Origin of the sequence: Pseudomonas putida (assembly GCF_009883635.2) — a bacterium.
In the GTDB taxonomy this organism is placed as follows: domain Bacteria; phylum Pseudomonadota; class Gammaproteobacteria; order Pseudomonadales; family Pseudomonadaceae; genus Aquipseudomonas; species Aquipseudomonas putida_W.
The window spans coordinates 571,755-587,816 of sequence record NZ_CP026115.2 but is presented as its reverse complement, the minus strand read 5'-3'; the positions used below and the strand labels follow the sequence as shown (position 1 = coordinate 587,816).

Genomic DNA, 16,062 nt, shown 5'->3' with positions numbered 1-16,062 from the left:
CCAGCCGTTTCAATTGCCGCGATCGCGGCCGCTGCTCACTTCTTCAGGTACGTCTTCTTTCGCCATGCGCTTGCGGAACAGCGCGGCCCTGGCCAGCAGCAGGGTGGTGACCGGCACCGTGATCGACAGCAGGATCGGAATCAGCCAGGCGTGCAGCACCGGGCCATCCTTGAGCCAGGAGAAGTAGATGATCGATGCCAGCGCCACGCACCAGGCGCCGATGGTCGATGCCAGTGCTGGCGGGTGCATGCGCTGGAAGTAGTCTTTGAGCCGCAGCAGGCCAATGGCGCCGATCAGCGCGAAGAGGCTGCCGATCAGCAGCAGGGCGGCAGTGACCAGCTCCAGCCAGAACGGCAGTTCAAGGGTTTCGGTCATTCGATCACCTCACCACGCAACAGGAACTTGGCCAGGGCGAACGAGCCGACAAAGCCGAACAGGGCGATCAGCAGTGCGCCCTCGAAGTAGGTGTCACTGGCATAGCGGATCCCCAGTACCAGCATCGTCAGCATGCCCAGGATGTACAGGTAGTCCAGTGCCAGTACCCGGTCCTGGGCGGAGGGGCCGCGAAACAGCCGGATCAACGCCAGGCCCATGGCCAGGGCGAAGATGAACAGGCTGGCGAGAACTGCATTGGCGAGCAGGCCTGTCATTCGAAGATCTCCATCAAGGGGCGTTCGTAGGTGAGCTTGAAGTGCTCGATGAAGGCCGCTTCGTCATCCAGTTCGAACACATGCAGTAGCAGTACGCTGCGGTCCAGGGCCAGCTCCGACCACACGGTGCCGGGCACCACCGTGGTGATCATCGACAGGGCCGCAAGGCCGTGGGCGTCGCGAAGGTCCAGCGGGATGTGCACGAAGGCCGAATGTGGCGGACGTTGCCCGGCGCGCAGCACGCCAATGGCTACCGACAGATTGGAACGGATGACATCGATGCCGACCCGGCCAATCAGCCTTGCTACCACCCAGGGTTTGCGCACATGCGCGTATTGTGGGCGCAACGGTGCCATCAGCAGCGGGGCCAGTACGCCAAGTGCTGCGCCCAGCAACAGGTTGCCGGGGCTGACCGACAGGTTCAACAGCAGCCAGAGCACGAAAAGTGCCGCGGACAGCAGCGGCGCGGGGAACAGTCGGCTCATGGCTGCACCTGTACGTCGAGTGTGGTCGGGCCTGGGACAGGGCGGGCAGCCATCACGGCTTCGATGTAGGCGTTCGGTGCCTGCAGGCTGGCGGCGGTGTCCTGGGTGTAGCGCAGCAGCGGTTCAGCCCTGAAGCTGAGGATGATGCACAGGCCGAGCAGGATCACGATCGGCAGGCACTCGTAGCGGCGCAGCACGGGTGAGGGACGTTCCTCGGGCTTCCAGAAGCGCTGGATGCCGACCCGGCCGAAAGCAATCAGCGAAGCCATGCCCGACAGGATGAGCAGGGCCACCAGCACCCAGCCCGCTGCCGAAAGGGGTTGTTCGGCTGGCATGCCCAGACCCTGCGGATTGAACAGCGCGCTGATCAGGTTGAGCTTGCTGACGAAACCGGATAGCGGTGGCATGCCGATGATCAGCAGCGCGCAGGCAATGAAGCTCAGGCCGAGGAACGCCATGGTCCAGGGAATGATCTGACCGATGACCACCTTCTGCTCGTCGTCGAGGTTGATGCCCTTGGGTGGGTGCAGCGACTCGAGCGGTGAAGGCATAGCGTCTTCTTCTTCGTCCAGCGGCGCTTCGTTGGCAGAGCGCGAGCGCTCGACCAGTTCTGCGAGCAGGAACAGCGCGCACAGCGCCAGGGTCGAGTTGACCAGGTAGAACAGCGCTGCGCCAGTGAGCGCCGATTGGGCGAAACCGACCGCGCCAAGCAGGGTGCCGGCAGAAACCAGAATGCTCAGGGCGGCCATCCGCTCCAGGCGCTGCGCGGCCAGTATCGACACTGCCGCCACGGCCAGGGTGACCAGGCCGCCGTAGACCAGCCATTGGCCGCCGAAATGCGCCGAAGCACCGGCCTGCCCGGAGAACAGCAAGGTCCACAGGCGCAGTACGGCATACAGGCCGACCTTGGTCATGATGGCGAACAGCGCGGCGACGGGCGCACTGGCGGACGCGTACGCGGGCACCAGCCAGAAATTCAGCGGCCAGATGCCGGCCTTGGCCAGGAATGCGATGGCCAGGATCGCCGCGCCCGCGTGCAGCAGGCCGCGATCGGCTTCTGGTACCAGCGGGACCTTCAGGGCCAGGTCGGCCATGTTGAGGGTGCCGGTCACGCCATACAGCATCGCCGCGCCAACGAGGAACAGCGATGAGGCAAACAGGTTGATGGCGATGTAATGCAGCCCGGCACGCACCCGTGCACGGCCCGAGCCATGCAGCAGCAAGCCGTAGGAGGCGGCCAGCAATACCTCGAAGAACACGAACAGGTTGAACAGGTCAGCGGTGAGGAAGGCGCCATACAGGCCCATCAGCTGGATCTGGAACAACGCATGGAAGCTGGCGCCGGCACCATCCCAGCGGGCGCGGGCAAACAGCAGGGCGCTGATGCCGATCACGCCGGTCAGGGTCAGCAGCAGGGCTGAAAGGTGATCGACCACCAGCACGATGCCAAAGGGCGCGGGCCAGTTGCCGGGCAGGTAGACGCCGATCGATTCCGCCTGCCCCTGGGTGCGCACCCACAGCAACAGGCAGACCGCGATGGCCAGCCCGGTGACGGTGGACAGCAGGTTCAGGCGTGCTTTGATCTGGCGATGCTTCTCGCCCAGCAACAGCATCACGGCCGCCGTCAGCAGCGGCAGCAGGATGGGGGCGACGATCAGTTGACTCATGCCACTCATTCGTCACGCTCCCGGCCGTCCACATGGTCGGTGCCGGTCAGGCCGCGCGATGCCAGCAGTACCACCAGGAATAGCGCGGTCATGGCAAAGCTGATGACAATGGCGGTGAGCACCAGCGCCTGCGGCAGCGGGTCGGTGTAGTGCAGCAGGTCCTGGGTCACGCCGTCCTTGATGATCGGCTCCTTGCCGATGAACAGGCTGCCCATGCTGAAGATGAACAGGTTGACCCCATACGACAGCAGGCACAGGCCCATGATCACCTGATAGGTGCGCGGGCGCAGGATCAACCACACCCCCGAGGCGGCCAGTACACCGATGGCGACTGCAATGACTTCTTCCATCAGGCGGCTCCTGCTTGGCTGGACTTCGACGGATTGCCCGGGCGGTAGGCGCGCACCGACTGGTGCGCCAGGGCGGTGAGGATCAGCAGGGTCGAGCCGACCACCACGGTGTACACGCCGATGTCGAAGAACAGCGCGCTGGCCACATGCACGTCACCGAGCAGCGGCAGGTGCAAGTGGGCGGTATGGGTGGTGAGGAACGGGTAGCCGAGCAGCATGGCACCGACCCCGGTCAAGGTCGCGCAGAGCAGCCCGGTGCCCATCCAGCGCAGTGGCCGCAGGCTCATCTGTGCTTCGACCCACTGGGTGCCAGCCACCATGTACTGGAGGATGAACGCCACCGACATCACCAGGCCGGCAACGAAACCGCCACCCGGCTGGTTATGGCCGCGCATGAACAGGTACATCGACACCAGCAGGGCGATCGGCAGCAGTAGGCGCACCAGTACTGCCGGCACCATCATGAAGCCAAGTGCGGTGTCGGTGGCATGCCGCGGGTTGATCAGGTCGGTGACCACATCGGGGGCCAGCTGGCGCTGCTGGGCCGGCAACTGCATGCTCTCCTTCGGCGGGCGGAAGCGCCGCAGCAGGGCGAACACGGTGAGTGCCACGGCCACCAGCACGGTGATCTCGCCGAGGGTATCGAAACCGCGGAAGTCCACCAGCATCACGTTGACCACATTGGTGCCGCCGCCTTGCGGCAGGGCGCGGCTGAGGTAGAACGACGAGATGTCGTTGGGCGTTGGCCGGGTCAGCATGGCGTACGACAGCGTCGCCATGCCGCCGCCGACCAGCACCGCCAGCAGCAGGTCGCGCAGGCGTCGGGCGCGGGCGCGGTCGAGGCTGCCAGGCAGCGGCGAGACGCCTTCGATACGTCGTGGCAACCAGCGCAGGCCGAGCAGGATCAGTACCGTGGTGACCACCTCTACCACCAGCTGGGTAAGGGCCAGGTCCGGTGCAGAGAACCAGACGAAGGTAATGCAGGTCATCAGGCCGCAGACGCCGACCATGATCAACGCCGCCAGGCGGTGGTACTTGGCCTGGTAGGCGGCGCCGATGGCGCAGGCAATGGCGATCAGCCACAGCGCGACGAACACGCCGGAGCCCGGGATCTTCGGCCGGTCGCCCCAGCTCAGGCCGCTGTACAGCATCGGCGTGAGGCCGGCGAGGAAGGCTGCCAGCACCAGCATGAACAATTGCGACTGCAGGCGGCGGCTGGTCATCAACCGCTCCATGCGCCGCGCCAGCAGCATCAGCCGGACCTGACCGTGTTCGAACAGACGCTTGCCATTGAAACGCTCGATCAGCGGCGGATACGGGAAGCGCCCAAGGCGCAGCTGGTTGCGCAGCAGCAGGTAGAGGACGATACCGCCGCTCATGGCTACCAGGCTCATGATCAGCGGGGCGTTCCAGCCGTGCCAGATGGCCAGGCTGTACTCCGGCAGCGTGCCACCCACCACCGGCAATGCGGCGGCGGCCAGCAGCGGGCCGACCGACTGGGCGGGGAAGATACCCACCACGAGGCAAGTGAGCACCAGCAGTTCGACCGGTGCACGCATCCACCGCGGTGGCTCGTGCGGCGTGTGCGGCAGGCCCTTTGCAGTAGGCCCGAAGAAGACGTCGACGGTGAAGCGCAGGGCATAGGCGACGCTGAAGGTTCCGGCAAGGGTGGCGATCACCGGCAGGGTCGCTTCGACCCAGGCAGTGGAGTTGATGAACACGGTTTCGGCAAAGAACATTTCCTTGGAGAGGAAGCCGTTCATCAACGGCACGCCGGCCATCGAGGCGCTGGCCACCATGGCCAGGGTCGCGGTGTAGGGCACCATGCGGATCAGGCCGCTCAGGCGGCGGATGTCACGGGTGCCGCTTTCATGGTCGATGATGCCGGCGGCCATGAACAGCGAGGCCTTGAAAGTGGCGTGGTTGAGAATGTGGAACACCGCGGCGACTGCGGCCAGCGGGCTGTTGAGGCCCAGCAGCAGGGTGATCAGGCCCAGGTGGCTGATGGTCGAATAGGCCAGCAGACCCTTGAGGTCGTTCTGGAACATCGCGGCAAAGGCGCCCAGCAACAGGGTGATGGCACCCGCGCCGCCAACGATCCAGAACCATTCTTCACTGCCCGACAGCACGGGCCAGAGACGCGCCAGCAGGAACACGCCGGCCTTGACCATGGTCGCCGAGTGCAGATAAGCGGAAACCGGAGTGGGTGCTGCCATGGCATGGGGCAGCCAGAACTGGAAGGGGAATTGCGCACTCTTGCTCAGTGCGCCGATCAGGATAAGCGGCAGCAGCACCGGGTACAGTGCGTGCTGGCGGATGGTTTCGCCGGCAGCCAGGACCTTGTCCAGGTCGTAGCTTCCGACCACATGGCCGAGCAGCAGGGCCCCTACCAGCAGGCATAGACCACCGGCCCCGGTGACCATCAAGGCCATGTAGGCGCCGCGGCGGGCGTCGGCGCGGTGATGCCAGTAACCGATCAGCAGGAACGAGAACAGGCTGGTCAGTTCCCAGAAAAACACCAGCTGGATCAGGTTGCCGGAGATCACCAGGCCGAGCATGGCGCCCATGAATGCCAGGAAGAAGGCAAAGAAGCGCGGCACCGGGTCTTGCGGCGACATGTAATAGCGTGCATACAGCGACACCAGGGTGCCGATACCCAGTACCAGCAATGAGAACAGCCAGGCGAACCCGTCCATGCGCAGGACCAGGTTCAGGCCCAGGCTGGGCAACCACAGCAGTTCTTCGCGGATCACGCCGCCATCGGCAACCTGAGGGTACAGCAGTGCTACCTGGACGGTGCCGACCAGGGCCACGAGCCCGGCAAGGATGGACTCGGCGTTACGTGCGTTGTGTGGCAGCACAGCTGCCAGGCAACTGCCCACGAACGGCAGAAGCAGTAGCACTATCAATGACATAGCGTTCTATTCTGGAAAGGTTTGCAAGGATCATACGTGCCGGGCCGTTGATCACCAACACGCAAGCTGTCGCAGAATCCTACAAAAGCGCTGTGACAAGCTGTTTTTTTATAACAGTTTTTTACAGAGCATAGACGCTGCCGGGCGCTTTACAGCCCGGCTTCGGTTTCGCGGGGGGCTGGCGCTTCGAGGGTGTCGCTGGTTTCACGATTGCGGCGGATCTTCAGCTCGCTGACCACCACGGCGATGACGATCAGCAACCCGCCGATCAGTGCGATGCCTGGCAGGCGCTCGCCGGCAATGCGCCCGACAATGCCGGCCCATACCGGCTCGCCCGCGTAGATCAGCGTGGCACGGGTGGGCGAAACCGACTTCTGTGCCCAGTTCATCGCCACCTGGATCACCGCGCTCATGGCGCCCAGCCCCAGCGCGCTGAGCAACAGCAACCAGGAAAAGTCGGGGAGACGCTCCTGGGTCGGCACGATCATCAGGAACGCCAGCAGCGAAGCGGTCGCCAACTGCACCACGGTGACCCGGCGCACATCGACCTGGCCGGCGAAGCGGCTGATCAGGATGATCTCGGCGGCGATGGCCACCGCGCTCACCAAGGTCACCACTTCACCCTCGCTGAAATGCAGCGCGCCGCCTTCGGGGCCGGCCAGCAGCATCAGGCCGACGAACGCCAGGCAGATGCCGATGCTCGGCATCAGCCCTGGGCGGCGGCCCAGCACCAGCCATTGCAGCAGTGGCACGAACGGGACATAGAGCGCGGTGATGAATGCCGACTGGCTGCTGCTGATGGTTTGCAGGCCCATGGTCTGCAGGCCGTAGCCCAGCATGATGGACACGCCGATCAGCACGCCGGCCTTCAGTTCGGTGAAGGTCAGCCCGGACAACGCACGCGCCGAGGCCAGGCCGACGAACAGCGCCGCTGCGGCGAAGCGCAGGCCGACGAAGAACATCGGGCCGCTCACGGTCATGACGTTGTGCACCAGCAGGAAGGTACCGCCCCACAGCATGGTGATGAACACCAGCACCATTTCTGCCTTGCTCAGGCGAAAAGATACCGTGGTGTGTGGGCTGCTGGTCGGTTGGCTCATGGTCTTGCGCACTCGGAGGGGGCGGCGCACAATCGCCGCAAAGTGGGCAGTATACTGCGCAACCCGTACAAGTGAGCAATATAGTGCACAAAGATTCCGCGCACCGTGCATCGGTGCTGCAGCATGTCAGCCTTAATGTCCGCAGCCTGCGCAACGCGGTCGGGATGAGCCAGAGCGCTTTGGCCGAGCGCTCCGGGGTCAGCCGGCGAATGCTGGTGGCGATCGAGGCGGGCGAGAAGAATGTCAGCCTGACCACCCTCGACCTGATTGCCGAAGCCCTCGGGGTGGCGTTCAGTACCCTTATCCAGGCCCCGGATCAGCGCGACCCCAGCCGTATCGACGAGCTTGCCTGGACCGGCGAGCACCCGCAAAGCAAGGCCGTGCTGTTGGCCAGCAGCACGGCCCGGCGCGAAGTGGAAATCTGGGAGTGGACCCTCGCGCCTGGCGAGTGCTACACCAGCGAAGCCGATGCCGAGGGCTGGAGTGAGCAGATCTACGTGGCCGAAGGCCAATTGACGCTGATCATCGAAGGCGCCGAGCACTGCCTGCAGGTCGGGCAGTTCCATGTGTTCCCCAGCAACTGCCGCTATGCCTACCGCAATGATGGAGCAGTGCCCGTGCGCTTCGTGCGTAATGTGGTGATCTGACCGGTTTGAAGGTCAGCCCTTGAGCAGCTCGTCGGTCTTCACCACCTTGGCATAGGCAAACGCCAGCGCGGCCATGGCCGAGTCGTGCACATGGGCGGCCGGTACCTGCTTGCCATCGAATTCCAGCGGCAAGGTGGCGCAGGCATCGTGTGCCACGGTGACGTCGAAGCCGAAGTCGGCGGCCGCGCGGGAGGCGGCGTCGATGCACATGTGGCTCATGCTGCCGACGATGGTCACGGCCTTGACCTGATGCTGATCCAGCGTCTGCTTCAGATCGGTGCCGAGAAACGCGTTGACCTTGTGTTTGAGTACCACGGGTTCGCCCGCCGTTGGCGCAACCTTTGAATGAATGGCCGAGCCTTGGGTGCCCGGGGCGAAGAATGGCGCATCGGCGCTGTCGAACTCATGCCGCACGTGAACCACGAGGTCGCCTTTCTTACGGGCTGCGGCGAGCAGGCGTGCGGCGTTGTCAGCCGCCTTGTCGGCACCGTCGAGGGTCCATTTGCCGCCGGGGAAGTAATCGTTCTGGATGTCGATGATGATCAGGGCCTGCTTGCTCATGCTGCCTCCTGTGGCAGTAGTCGTTGGATGACGATAGTTATAGGCTGTGGGCATCGACTTGAGGATTGGCGCGATCGACACAATGACGGCAAAAACTGACAGCCCCGGCATTCTGGAAATCGGCCTGCTGCATTACCCGGGCGCGCAACGCGCGGCGCTGCATGGTCTGAGCGACCTGTTCAGCGTGGCCAATCGCGTGGCCGCCGAATTGGGCGCTGCCGGGCTGTTGCAGATCAGGGTCAGCCACTGGCAGGTCGATGAGGCGGGTGAGTTGCAGTTCATTGAAGATAGCCCAGGCCCGCCGAGCCAGCCGCTGCGTGTGTTGATCATTCCACCGAGCCTGGAGTCGACCCCGCCGCCAGACTTGCTAGAGCGGCATAAGCAGCCCTTGTGCCAGCGGCATGGCCAGGGCACGGTGCTGGCATCGGTGTGCATCGGCGTGTTCTTCATCGCCGCCAGTGGCCTGCTCGATGGCCGGGCAGCCAGTACTCATTGGAATTACGCGCAGAGCCTCGCCGAGCGTTACCCCAAGGTCCATGTGGAGGCCAACCAGCCACTGCTGGATGACGGCGACATCATGACATCTGCCGGGTTGATGGCCTGGACTGAACTGGGGCTACGCCTGCTGGAGCGCTATCTCGGTGCCTCGGTGGCCTGGGAGACGGCGCGCTACATGTCCGTCGAGCCAGTTGCCAGGCCTTTGCCGGGAGCATTGTTCAGTCCGCGCCTGGATCACGGTGACGAGGCGGTGCTGAAGGTTCAGCACTGGTTGCAGGCAGCCGGTGCGCAAGATGCCGACCTCGCCGGCATGGCAGCCTGCGCCGGGCTGGAGGCGCGCACATTCCTCAGGCGCTTCCGTGCGGCCACCGGCCTTAAGCCCACCGAGTACTGCCAGCAGGTAAGGGTGGGGCGTGCCTGCCGGATGCTGGAGTTCACCCGACGCACGGTCGAGCAGATTGCCTGGGGAGTCGGGTATCAGGACCCGGGGGCCTTTCGCAAGGTGTTTCAACGCATCACCGGCCTGACACCTAGCGAGTATCGGCAGCGCCTCGCCTTGCCCTGTTCAGGGTAGGTGCGGCCCCGGCCCCTCATCAGCCAAATGATCCTGGCGGTTACGCAGCGGGCATTCCTTCAGCGACATGCAACCGCAGCCAATGCAGCCATCGAGCTGGTCGCGCAGCCTGACCATTTCGTCGATTCTGTGGTTCAGGTCCTCGCGCCAGCGTGCAGAGAGACGCTGCCAGTCTTCGGCCGTCGGGGTGTGGTCGTTGGGCAGGGCGGCCAGGGCAGAGGCAATCTCGGCCAGCGGAATGCCCAGGCGCTGGGCCATCTTGATTACCGCGACCCGACGCAGCATTGCCCTCGGATAGCGCCTCTGGTTCCCGGCATTGCGGGTGCTCTGGATCAGGCCCTTGGTTTCATAGAAATGCAGCGCGGTCACGGCCACGCCGCTGCGAGCAGCAAGCTGGCCGACACTGAGCAGCTTTTCCGTCGCGGCAGGTGCTGTGTTGGGCATGGGAAAAAACGCTTGACCTTGAGTTAACTGGAGGTTTTACCCTGCAGTCCATTCCGAAGCAAGCGTTCGCAGCAAGGAGACTCGCCATGACGGCCAGCCCGCATTCCCTGTGGTTTACCCAGATGATCGAATATGAAGTACCCGCTTCGCGCCAGGCGGCGCTGGCAGAGGCCTTGGTCACGCGCAGTGAAGAGTTGGCTGTGCGTTGCCAAGGGTTGCAGAGTGTCAGCATTCAGGCCAGCGACGATGGCAGCCGGGTCTTGCAGTATCTGCAATGGCAGTCACGCCTGGCCTGGGTGGAGGCTGCGGACTGTTTTGCCGAAGAGCCATTCTTCGACCTGCTCAGCCGCCATCAGGCGCGTGGTGTCAACTTTGCTGCGTACCAGACATTGCGCAGCCTGGTGCGCGGGGCTGATGGCGGATTGCACTGCCAGGTCGGTGATGCTCAGGCATACCAGGGGGCGTAGTGCGGGTAGCGGTCCAGGCGTGCGCCGACCACCATCTCGCTGATCCAGGCAGCCAGGATCGAACTGTAGGCCTTCTGGCTTTCCTCGCTGGATAGCGCGTGATCGGCACCATCGACGATGCGATGGGTCAGCGAATGAGCGCTGACGAATGCCGAGCGGTAACTCATCAGCGTGGCGTGCGGCACATAGTCATCCTGCTCCGATTCGACCAGCAACACATCGCCGGTAAACTCGGCACAGGCGGCCAGAGCACGGTTGTCGGAAGGGCCGAGCAGGCGCAGCCGGTAATCGTTCAGGCGCTGGCGATCAAGGGCTTGCTTGGGCATGTTCCACTCGTCGTCCCAATACATCGCGGGCACGCGCAAGGCCAGCCATTTTACCGGCCGCTGCAAGGTCAGCAGGGTAGCCAGGTATCCCCCGTAACTGCTGCCGATGATGGCGATGGCGCTGCTGTCCACCGCCGGGTGGCTGACCAGCCGGTCGTAGGCGGCCAGCAGGTCCTTGAGGTTCTGTTCGCGGGTGACGGTCAGGCGCTGGCTTTCGGTCTTCTCGTGGCCGCGCAGGTCGAAGGTCATGCACACGCAGCCGAGCCCGGTGATGTGCCGGGCGCGCGCCAGGTCGCGCTGCTGGCTGCCGCCCCAGCCGTGAACGAAGAGAATGCCGGGCATCTTGCTGCCGGGGCTGACCAGGGTGCCGACGATGCTGTCATCTTCGACCTGCAGCTCCACGGTTTCACTTTGAATGCTCATGCTGGCGAATCCGCGCGTATTTGCTGAGTTGTCCGAGTTCACTGTCGTTTCCTTGATAGAAGAGGGTGGCGTCAGCGGGCAGGTCGGGGGTGCCGAATACTTCATGGGTGGAGGCGCATACCTGCTGCAGTGCCGGGTCGTCGGCGAATGCCTGCAGTGCCAGGAGCTCTGCGCTGCTGGCGCCCCCCAGGCGCCAGGATTGTTCGAGCACGCCGCTGCGCAGACGGCCTTGGGCCGTGGTGCCGCGGGCGATGTCGTAGTTGCGCCGCGATGCGATGAAGCCCGGGAAGTGCTGCTCGGCGGCTTGTTCGTAGGCCATGGCCTGGTTGATAGCAAGGCGCAGGTGATCTTCCAGGGGCAGCTGCAGCAGGGCCTGATAGTCGCCACGGACCACGACGAGCTCGGAGCCGCCGTAGACTTCGCAGCCCTGGTGGTCTCGCGTCAGCTGCTGGGTGCCGTGATAACTGCAGGTCAAGCCGGCGACGCGGATCTGGCCGACGCTGAAGGTCTCTACATTGCTCAGGTCTTCTTCCAGTACCAGCCCCCACAGGGCCAGGTCCCGCTCATCGATGTTGGCCAGCAGCGGTTCCAGTTGGTCCGCATGGGTAATGACGTGCTGGCCGCGGCCGGCGCAGGCCAGCACTGGCTTGACTCGGAGCGGGCCATCAAGCAGCAGCAATTGGGTGGCGCGCCGGGCATCGGCCTTGCTAAACACGGTGTAGCCGCAGAGCAGTGCATCACTCGCCTGGCGGGCGAAGGCATCAGTCCAGCCCGGTGGGAATTCGGCATCTGCCGGCAGCGGGTGGGAAATGGCCTTGGTGGCCATGTAAGGGTGGCTGACCAGTCCACCGAACAGGTCCTGCTCGCAATAAATGCCCATGGCGGCATAACGCTCAGGGCCGACCAGGGTTTCGGTAGGCAAGTAATAGAAGTGAGTGTCTTCCTTGGCTGGCACATCGGCCATTACGGCATGGCAGCCGAGCAACCGGGCCAGTCGCTCAGCCAGTTTCAAGTGCACGGCATGTTCATGTTCCGGGGTGTGCTCGCGGGTGTCGAGCAATACCACAGCGGTCTTCCGGTCGTTGGCACTGGGCATGGGCATCTGCCTGTGTGCAATGAATGTACAGGTTGTGAAGCCCGTGTCAGCGGTAAGTTCAGCTGGAAGTGACTGGTGGTCCCGGCACAGATGTAGGAAGCGTCTTGATTGCAGGTGACGTCATGGGCATAGCATGCCGTGAGTCGGTCGCCATGATTGCGGCACCGTGGCAGCTGTTCCATTATCCTCATCCTGGAACAACCACGATGTGTCCGCAGGAGTGCGCATGAACGTTCAGACCACGATTCAGCAAAGTGTGCCGGAGCGCCTGGCGCGCGTGCGCGCAGTCATGGCCCGGGAAGAGGTCGATGCCCTGCTGGTGCCGTCGGCCGACCCGCATCTTTCCGAGTATCTGCCGGGTTATTGGCAGGGGCGTCGCTGGCTGTCAGGCTTTGATGGTTCGGTAGGCACGCTGGTGGTTACCGCAGACTTTGCCGGTGTGTGGGTCGACAGCCGTTACTGGGAGCAAGCCGAGAAAGAGCTGGCCGGTAGTGGCATCGACTTGATGAAACTGTTGCCAGGCAAGCCGGGAGCGCTGGAGTGGCTGGGTGACAATGTTCGGCTGGAGGGCGCCGTGGCCGTGGATGGCGCGGTCATGGCACTGGCTTCGGCGCGCCAGCTCGAAGAGCGGCTCAAGGCCCGCGAGGCGCGTCTGGTAACCGATCGGGACGTGCTCGCCGAGGTATGGGAGGGCCGCCCGGCGCTGCCAGGCAACCCGATCTATCAGCACCTGCCGCCCCACGCCACGGTCAGCCGGGCCGAGAAGCTTGGCCAGCTGCGGGCCACGCTGCAGGACAAGGGGGCCGATTGGCACTTCATCGCGACCCTGGACGACATCGCCTGGCTGTTCAACCTGCGCGGCAGTGATGTGTCCTACAACCCGGTTTTTGTTGCCTTTGCTCTGATCGGCAAGGAGCAGGCGATCCTGTTCGTCGGTGCCGGAAAACTCGATGAGCACTTGCGCCATGTACTTGCGGTCGACGGCATCGAAGTGCGCGATTACAACGCCGTTCAGCAGGCATTGGCGGAGCTGGCTCCAGATAGCCGGTTGCTGGTCGACCCGGCTCGCGTGACCTGTGGCTTGCTTAAGCACCTGGATGCTCAGGTCCAACTGGTCGAAGGGCTGAACCCGACCACACTGAGCAAATCACGCAAGGGTGAAGAGGAGTTGGTGCACATCCGCCAGGTCATGGAGCAGGATGGCGCGGCCTTGTGCGAATTCTTCGCCTGGTTCGAGGCGCATCAGGGCCAGGAAGCCATCACCGAATTGACCGTCGATGAGCAGTTGAGTGCTGCGCGTGCCCGCCGACCAGGCTTCGTCTCGCTCAGTTTTTCGACCATTGCGGCATTCAATGGCAATGGCGCGATGCCGCATTACCGCGCTACCGAAGCGTCCCATGCAGTCATCGAAGGTGATGGCCTGCTGTTGATCGATTCCGGAGGGCAGTATATGGGCGGCACCACCGACATCACGCGGATGGTTCCGGTGGGCACGCCGAGCGTGGAGCAGAAGCAGGACTGCACGCGTGTTCTCAAGGGCATGATCGCCTTGTCGCGTGCCAGCTTCCCGCGCGGCATCCTGTCGCCGTTGCTCGACGCCATTGCACGGGCGCCGATCTGGGCAGATCAGGTCGACTACGGTCATGGTACCGGGCATGGCGTTGGCTACTTCATGAATGTGCACGAAGGTCCCCAGGTGATTGCCTACCAGGCGGCAACCACGCCACAGACGGCCATGCAGGCGGGCATGATCAGCTCGATCGAGCCAGGTACCTACCGGCCTGGCGCCTGGGGCGTGCGTATCGAGAACCTGGTGGCGAACCGCGACGCGGGCAAGAGTGCGTTTGGTGAGTTCCTGTGCTTCGAGACCTTGACGCTGTGCCCTATCGATACGCGTTGCTTGCTTCCTGAAATGCTGGCCAAGGAAGAGCGGGATTGGCTGAACCAATACCATGCAACGGTACATGAGCGTCTGGCGCCCTTGTTGCAAGGGGCTTCGCTGGATTGGCTGAAAGCGCGCACAGCGCCGCTTTGACCTGGTTGCCCGCACGTCGGTAAATAAAAGAAGGGCAGCTCGCGGGCTGCCCTTTCTTATTTGCAGATGACAATCATGCTACGGCTGGTGTAGCCGGCGGGGTTGATGCCGAACAGGTAGTCACCGGGCTCTTCGTCCGTGTCTCCGGAGCGGGCGATCACCTTGTATCCGCGAGAGCTGCAGGACGTGGCCGCTTTGCTGTAGCACTTGTCCCATGACGAAGAGAGGCCGGAGCAATTGATATGCAGGCCTTTTTTTCCCCTTTTGACCTCAGTCTTGGCCGTTGCGGCGCATCCGGCAATGGCCAAGACGGCCAGGATGAGCAAAATACGTTTCATTCCTGTCCTTAATTGCAGGGCTGATCAATTGTCTGGCCCAGTCGTTATCGCTTCGGTTCTTCCTGAATCATCCTCGGCTTCCGTGTCCGCACAAGTAGATAGCGTAAAGATTATGATTTTGTGACAGCTTAATCAGCGAGGCGAGTGGGGACAATGATTAATCTCGTCTCAAATGAAAATATTTCTCAAATCAGTCGGCGGCGAGTGCGGGCTTTGCCTCGCGACGCATGGACAGTGTGGCGCCGACCGAGGCTGCGATAATGGCAAGAATTGCCAGCCACTGGGTGGTGCTCAGGACTTCACCGAGGAACAGCAGGCCCGACAGTGCGCCAATCGCCGGTTCGATGCTCATCAGCGTGCCGAAAGTACGCGCTGGCATGCGGGTCAGGGCGACCATTTCCAGGCTATAGGGCAGGGCGGTCGAAAGCACGGCGACGCCCAGTGCCAACGGGATTACGGCAGGAGTGAGCAATGCACTGCCGGCATGCACGATGCCGATGGGCGCGACAAACAAGGCCGCGACCACCACGCCGAGGGCGGCGCTCTGGATGCCGTGCTCGGCGCCGGCACGTTGGCCAAACAGAATGTACAGTGCCCAGCACACACCCGCGCCAAGTGCATAGGCTGCGCCCAGCAGATCGAGCGGCTGGCCGCCGTGCCCGACCGGTAGCAGCAACAACAGGCCGGCGACCGCCAGGGCAATCCACACGAAGTCCAGCGCGCGGCGCGAGGCGAAAAGCGCCACGGCCAGCGGGCCGGTGAACTCCAGGGCGACGGCGATGCCCAGCGGTGTGGTCTGCAGGGACATATAGAAGAGGAAGTTCATGCCGCCCAGGGACATGCCGTAGATGACGACGTTGCGCAGGGTGTTGGCGGTCATGCGCACCCGCCATGGTCGCAGGATCAGCAGCATGATGATGCTGGCAAAGATCAGGCGCAGGGTGGTGGTGCCTTGAGCGCCAATGATGGGGAACATGCTTTTGGCCAATGAGGCGCCGGACTGGATCGAGGCCATGGCGATGAGCAGCAGGCCGATCGGGAAGAGAGTGGCGGCCAGGCTGCGGGGCTGGGTGTTCATTTCTGAGCGGCTATCCTTGGGAGGTGTGCGGAGTTGTGCAATATAGTGCGCAATTGGCGGTGTGAGGTGCAAGGCTCCATTAATAGGCTTTTCATCGAATGTTTCAATTTCATGAAATTAAAGGTTGACGCGCTTTCGAATCCCCTTATAATGCGCCCCACTTCCAGCGACATCGGAACGACAAACTCCTTGAGATTCAATGAGTTAGGTAGTTAAGGTGAGGTTGGAGGCGCTTCGGTCGAAAGATCGATAGCGGTTGAGATGAAGGTTGACAGCGGTTTTAAACGCTGTATTATTCGCCTCCCGCTAGCGAGTGATCGCAGCGAGTCAAGTGTTTGAAGCTAAACGAGTTTCTCGCAAAAAACTTCAAAATAAACGCTTGACACGAAATGAGGAAAGCGTAGAATG

17 protein-coding genes are annotated in these 16,062 nt (G+C 63.2%); 4 read left to right on the top strand and 13 right to left on the bottom strand.

Annotated features, from left to right (window positions below; genetic code table 11):
- Positions 1-9: 9 nt before the first annotated feature.
- The 7 genes from C2H86_RS02765 to C2H86_RS02735 all read right to left on the bottom strand — a co-directional run bounded on the left by C2H86_RS02765 (position 10) and on the right by C2H86_RS02735 (position 7,167).
- Positions 10-375, bottom strand: a complete 366-nt coding sequence (locus tag C2H86_RS02765) for a Na+/H+ antiporter subunit G (RefSeq protein ID WP_159411342.1) — start codon at positions 373-375, stop codon at positions 10-12.
- A complete protein-coding gene (locus C2H86_RS02760) occupies positions 372-650 on the bottom strand; it encodes a K+/H+ antiporter subunit F (protein WP_103446664.1) in 279 nt (92 codons plus the stop codon). The genes C2H86_RS02765 and C2H86_RS02760 overlap by 4 nt, the downstream gene beginning before the upstream one ends.
- On the bottom strand, positions 647-1,135 hold the full coding sequence (locus C2H86_RS02755) for a Na+/H+ antiporter subunit E (protein WP_159411341.1): 489 nt from the start codon (positions 1,133-1,135) through the stop codon (positions 647-649). Before C2H86_RS02755 ends, C2H86_RS02760 begins: the two co-directional genes overlap by 4 nt.
- Positions 1,132-2,811 (bottom strand): monovalent cation/H+ antiporter subunit D, encoded by a 1,680-nt coding sequence (locus C2H86_RS02750; RefSeq protein ID WP_159411340.1) that lies wholly within the window; start codon positions 2,809-2,811, stop codon positions 1,132-1,134. The genes C2H86_RS02755 and C2H86_RS02750 overlap by 4 nt, the downstream gene beginning before the upstream one ends.
- Positions 2,808-3,152: a Na+/H+ antiporter subunit C gene (locus tag C2H86_RS02745; protein WP_003250128.1), complete on the bottom strand. Its 345-nt coding sequence runs from the start codon at positions 3,150-3,152 to the stop codon at positions 2,808-2,810. Before C2H86_RS02745 ends, C2H86_RS02750 begins: the two co-directional genes overlap by 4 nt.
- Entirely contained in the window at positions 3,152-6,067 is a 2,916-nt protein-coding gene (locus C2H86_RS02740; RefSeq protein ID WP_159411339.1) for a monovalent cation/H+ antiporter subunit A, read from the bottom strand. The genes C2H86_RS02745 and C2H86_RS02740 overlap by 1 nt, the downstream gene beginning before the upstream one ends.
- 149 nt (positions 6,068-6,216) lie before the next feature.
- On the bottom strand, positions 6,217-7,167 hold the full coding sequence (locus C2H86_RS02735) for a DMT family transporter (protein ID WP_159411338.1): 951 nt from the start codon (positions 7,165-7,167) through the stop codon (positions 6,217-6,219).
- 83 nt (positions 7,168-7,250) lie between these two features.
- Here C2H86_RS02735 and C2H86_RS02730 point away from each other — a divergent pair, with 83 nt between their 5' ends.
- Positions 7,251-7,814, top strand: a complete 564-nt coding sequence (locus C2H86_RS02730) for a helix-turn-helix domain-containing protein (RefSeq protein ID WP_159411337.1) — start codon at positions 7,251-7,253, stop codon at positions 7,812-7,814.
- Positions 7,815-7,826: 12 nt separating this feature from the next.
- On the opposite strand, the gene C2H86_RS02725 is transcribed toward C2H86_RS02730, so the two are convergent.
- Entirely contained in the window at positions 7,827-8,375 is a 549-nt protein-coding gene (locus tag C2H86_RS02725) for a cysteine hydrolase family protein (RefSeq protein ID WP_159411336.1), read from the bottom strand.
- Positions 8,376-8,457: 82 nt separating this feature from the next.
- On the opposite strand from C2H86_RS02725, the gene C2H86_RS02720 reads away from it, so the two are divergent.
- The gene (locus C2H86_RS02720; protein WP_159411335.1) at positions 8,458-9,447 is read left to right on the top strand and encodes a GlxA family transcriptional regulator; all 990 of its coding nucleotides are present in this window, start codon (positions 8,458-8,460) and stop codon (positions 9,445-9,447) included.
- Here the strand turns inward: C2H86_RS02720 and soxR are convergent.
- Positions 9,439-9,891: a redox-sensitive transcriptional activator SoxR gene (soxR, locus tag C2H86_RS02715; protein WP_159411334.1), complete on the bottom strand. Its 453-nt coding sequence runs from the start codon at positions 9,889-9,891 to the stop codon at positions 9,439-9,441. The genes C2H86_RS02720 and soxR overlap by 9 nt on opposite strands.
- An 86-nt stretch (positions 9,892-9,977) precedes the next feature.
- Between soxR and C2H86_RS02710 the strand changes: the two genes are divergently transcribed.
- The gene (locus C2H86_RS02710) at positions 9,978-10,358 is read left to right on the top strand and encodes an antibiotic biosynthesis monooxygenase (protein ID WP_159411333.1); all 381 of its coding nucleotides are present in this window, start codon (positions 9,978-9,980) and stop codon (positions 10,356-10,358) included.
- On the opposite strand, the gene C2H86_RS02705 is transcribed toward C2H86_RS02710, so the two are convergent.
- Positions 10,337-11,107, bottom strand: coding sequence for an alpha/beta hydrolase family protein (locus tag C2H86_RS02705; protein WP_159411332.1), 771 nt, complete (start codon positions 11,105-11,107; stop codon positions 10,337-10,339). The genes C2H86_RS02710 and C2H86_RS02705 overlap by 22 nt on opposite strands.
- Entirely contained in the window at positions 11,091-12,209 is a 1,119-nt protein-coding gene (locus tag C2H86_RS02700) for a DUF3182 family protein (protein ID WP_159411331.1), read from the bottom strand. Before C2H86_RS02700 ends, C2H86_RS02705 begins: the two co-directional genes overlap by 17 nt.
- A gap of 220 nt (positions 12,210-12,429) precedes the next feature.
- Between C2H86_RS02700 and C2H86_RS02695 the strand changes: the two genes are divergently transcribed.
- Complete coding sequence (locus C2H86_RS02695; protein ID WP_159411330.1) at positions 12,430-14,238, top strand: aminopeptidase P family protein; 1,809 nt, start codon at positions 12,430-12,432, stop codon at positions 14,236-14,238.
- A 56-nt stretch (positions 14,239-14,294) separates the two neighbouring features.
- Here the strand turns inward: C2H86_RS02695 and C2H86_RS02690 are convergent, their stop codons facing one another.
- The gene (locus C2H86_RS02690; RefSeq protein WP_103446677.1) at positions 14,295-14,576 is read right to left on the bottom strand and encodes a hypothetical protein; all 282 of its coding nucleotides are present in this window, start codon (positions 14,574-14,576) and stop codon (positions 14,295-14,297) included.
- A gap of 190 nt (positions 14,577-14,766) precedes the next feature.
- Positions 14,767-15,654, bottom strand: coding sequence for a threonine/homoserine exporter RhtA (rhtA, locus tag C2H86_RS02685; protein ID WP_159411329.1), 888 nt, complete (start codon positions 15,652-15,654; stop codon positions 14,767-14,769).
- Positions 15,655-16,062: the final 408 nt, after the last annotated feature.

What these genes read in the sequence shown, in the direction of transcription:
- C2H86_RS02760 (WP_103446664.1), bottom strand. Translation starts at nt 650, where the DNA reads ATGACAGGCCTGCTCGCCAATGCAGTTCTCGCCAGCCTGTTCATCTTC.
- C2H86_RS02735 (WP_159411338.1), bottom strand. Translation starts at nt 7,167, where the DNA reads ATGAGCCAACCGACCAGCAGCCCACACACCACGGTATCTTTTCGCCTG.
- C2H86_RS02755 (WP_159411341.1), bottom strand. Translation starts at nt 1,135, where the DNA reads ATGAGCCGACTGTTCCCCGCGCCGCTGCTGTCCGCGGCACTTTTCGTG.
- rhtA (WP_159411329.1), bottom strand. Translation starts at nt 15,654, where the DNA reads ATGAACACCCAGCCCCGCAGCCTGGCCGCCACTCTCTTCCCGATCGGC.
- soxR (WP_159411334.1), bottom strand. Translation starts at nt 9,891, where the DNA reads ATGCCCAACACAGCACCTGCCGCGACGGAAAAGCTGCTCAGTGTCGGC.
- C2H86_RS02745 (WP_003250128.1), bottom strand. Translation starts at nt 3,152, where the DNA reads ATGGAAGAAGTCATTGCAGTCGCCATCGGTGTACTGGCCGCCTCGGGG.
- C2H86_RS02720 (WP_159411335.1), top strand. Translation starts at nt 8,458, where the DNA reads ATGACGGCAAAAACTGACAGCCCCGGCATTCTGGAAATCGGCCTGCTG.
- C2H86_RS02695 (WP_159411330.1), top strand. Translation starts at nt 12,430, where the DNA reads ATGAACGTTCAGACCACGATTCAGCAAAGTGTGCCGGAGCGCCTGGCG.
- C2H86_RS02765 (WP_159411342.1), bottom strand. Translation starts at nt 375, where the DNA reads ATGACCGAAACCCTTGAACTGCCGTTCTGGCTGGAGCTGGTCACTGCC.
- C2H86_RS02700 (WP_159411331.1), bottom strand. Translation starts at nt 12,209, where the DNA reads ATGCCCATGCCCAGTGCCAACGACCGGAAGACCGCTGTGGTATTGCTC.
- C2H86_RS02740 (WP_159411339.1), bottom strand. Translation starts at nt 6,067, where the DNA reads ATGTCATTGATAGTGCTACTGCTTCTGCCGTTCGTGGGCAGTTGCCTG.
- C2H86_RS02725 (WP_159411336.1), bottom strand. Translation starts at nt 8,375, where the DNA reads ATGAGCAAGCAGGCCCTGATCATCATCGACATCCAGAACGATTACTTC.
- C2H86_RS02750 (WP_159411340.1), bottom strand. Translation starts at nt 2,811, where the DNA reads ATGAGTGGCATGAGTCAACTGATCGTCGCCCCCATCCTGCTGCCGCTG.
- C2H86_RS02705 (WP_159411332.1), bottom strand. Translation starts at nt 11,107, where the DNA reads ATGAGCATTCAAAGTGAAACCGTGGAGCTGCAGGTCGAAGATGACAGC.
- C2H86_RS02690 (WP_103446677.1), bottom strand. Translation starts at nt 14,576, where the DNA reads ATGAAACGTATTTTGCTCATCCTGGCCGTCTTGGCCATTGCCGGATGC.
- C2H86_RS02710 (WP_159411333.1), top strand. Translation starts at nt 9,978, where the DNA reads ATGACGGCCAGCCCGCATTCCCTGTGGTTTACCCAGATGATCGAATAT.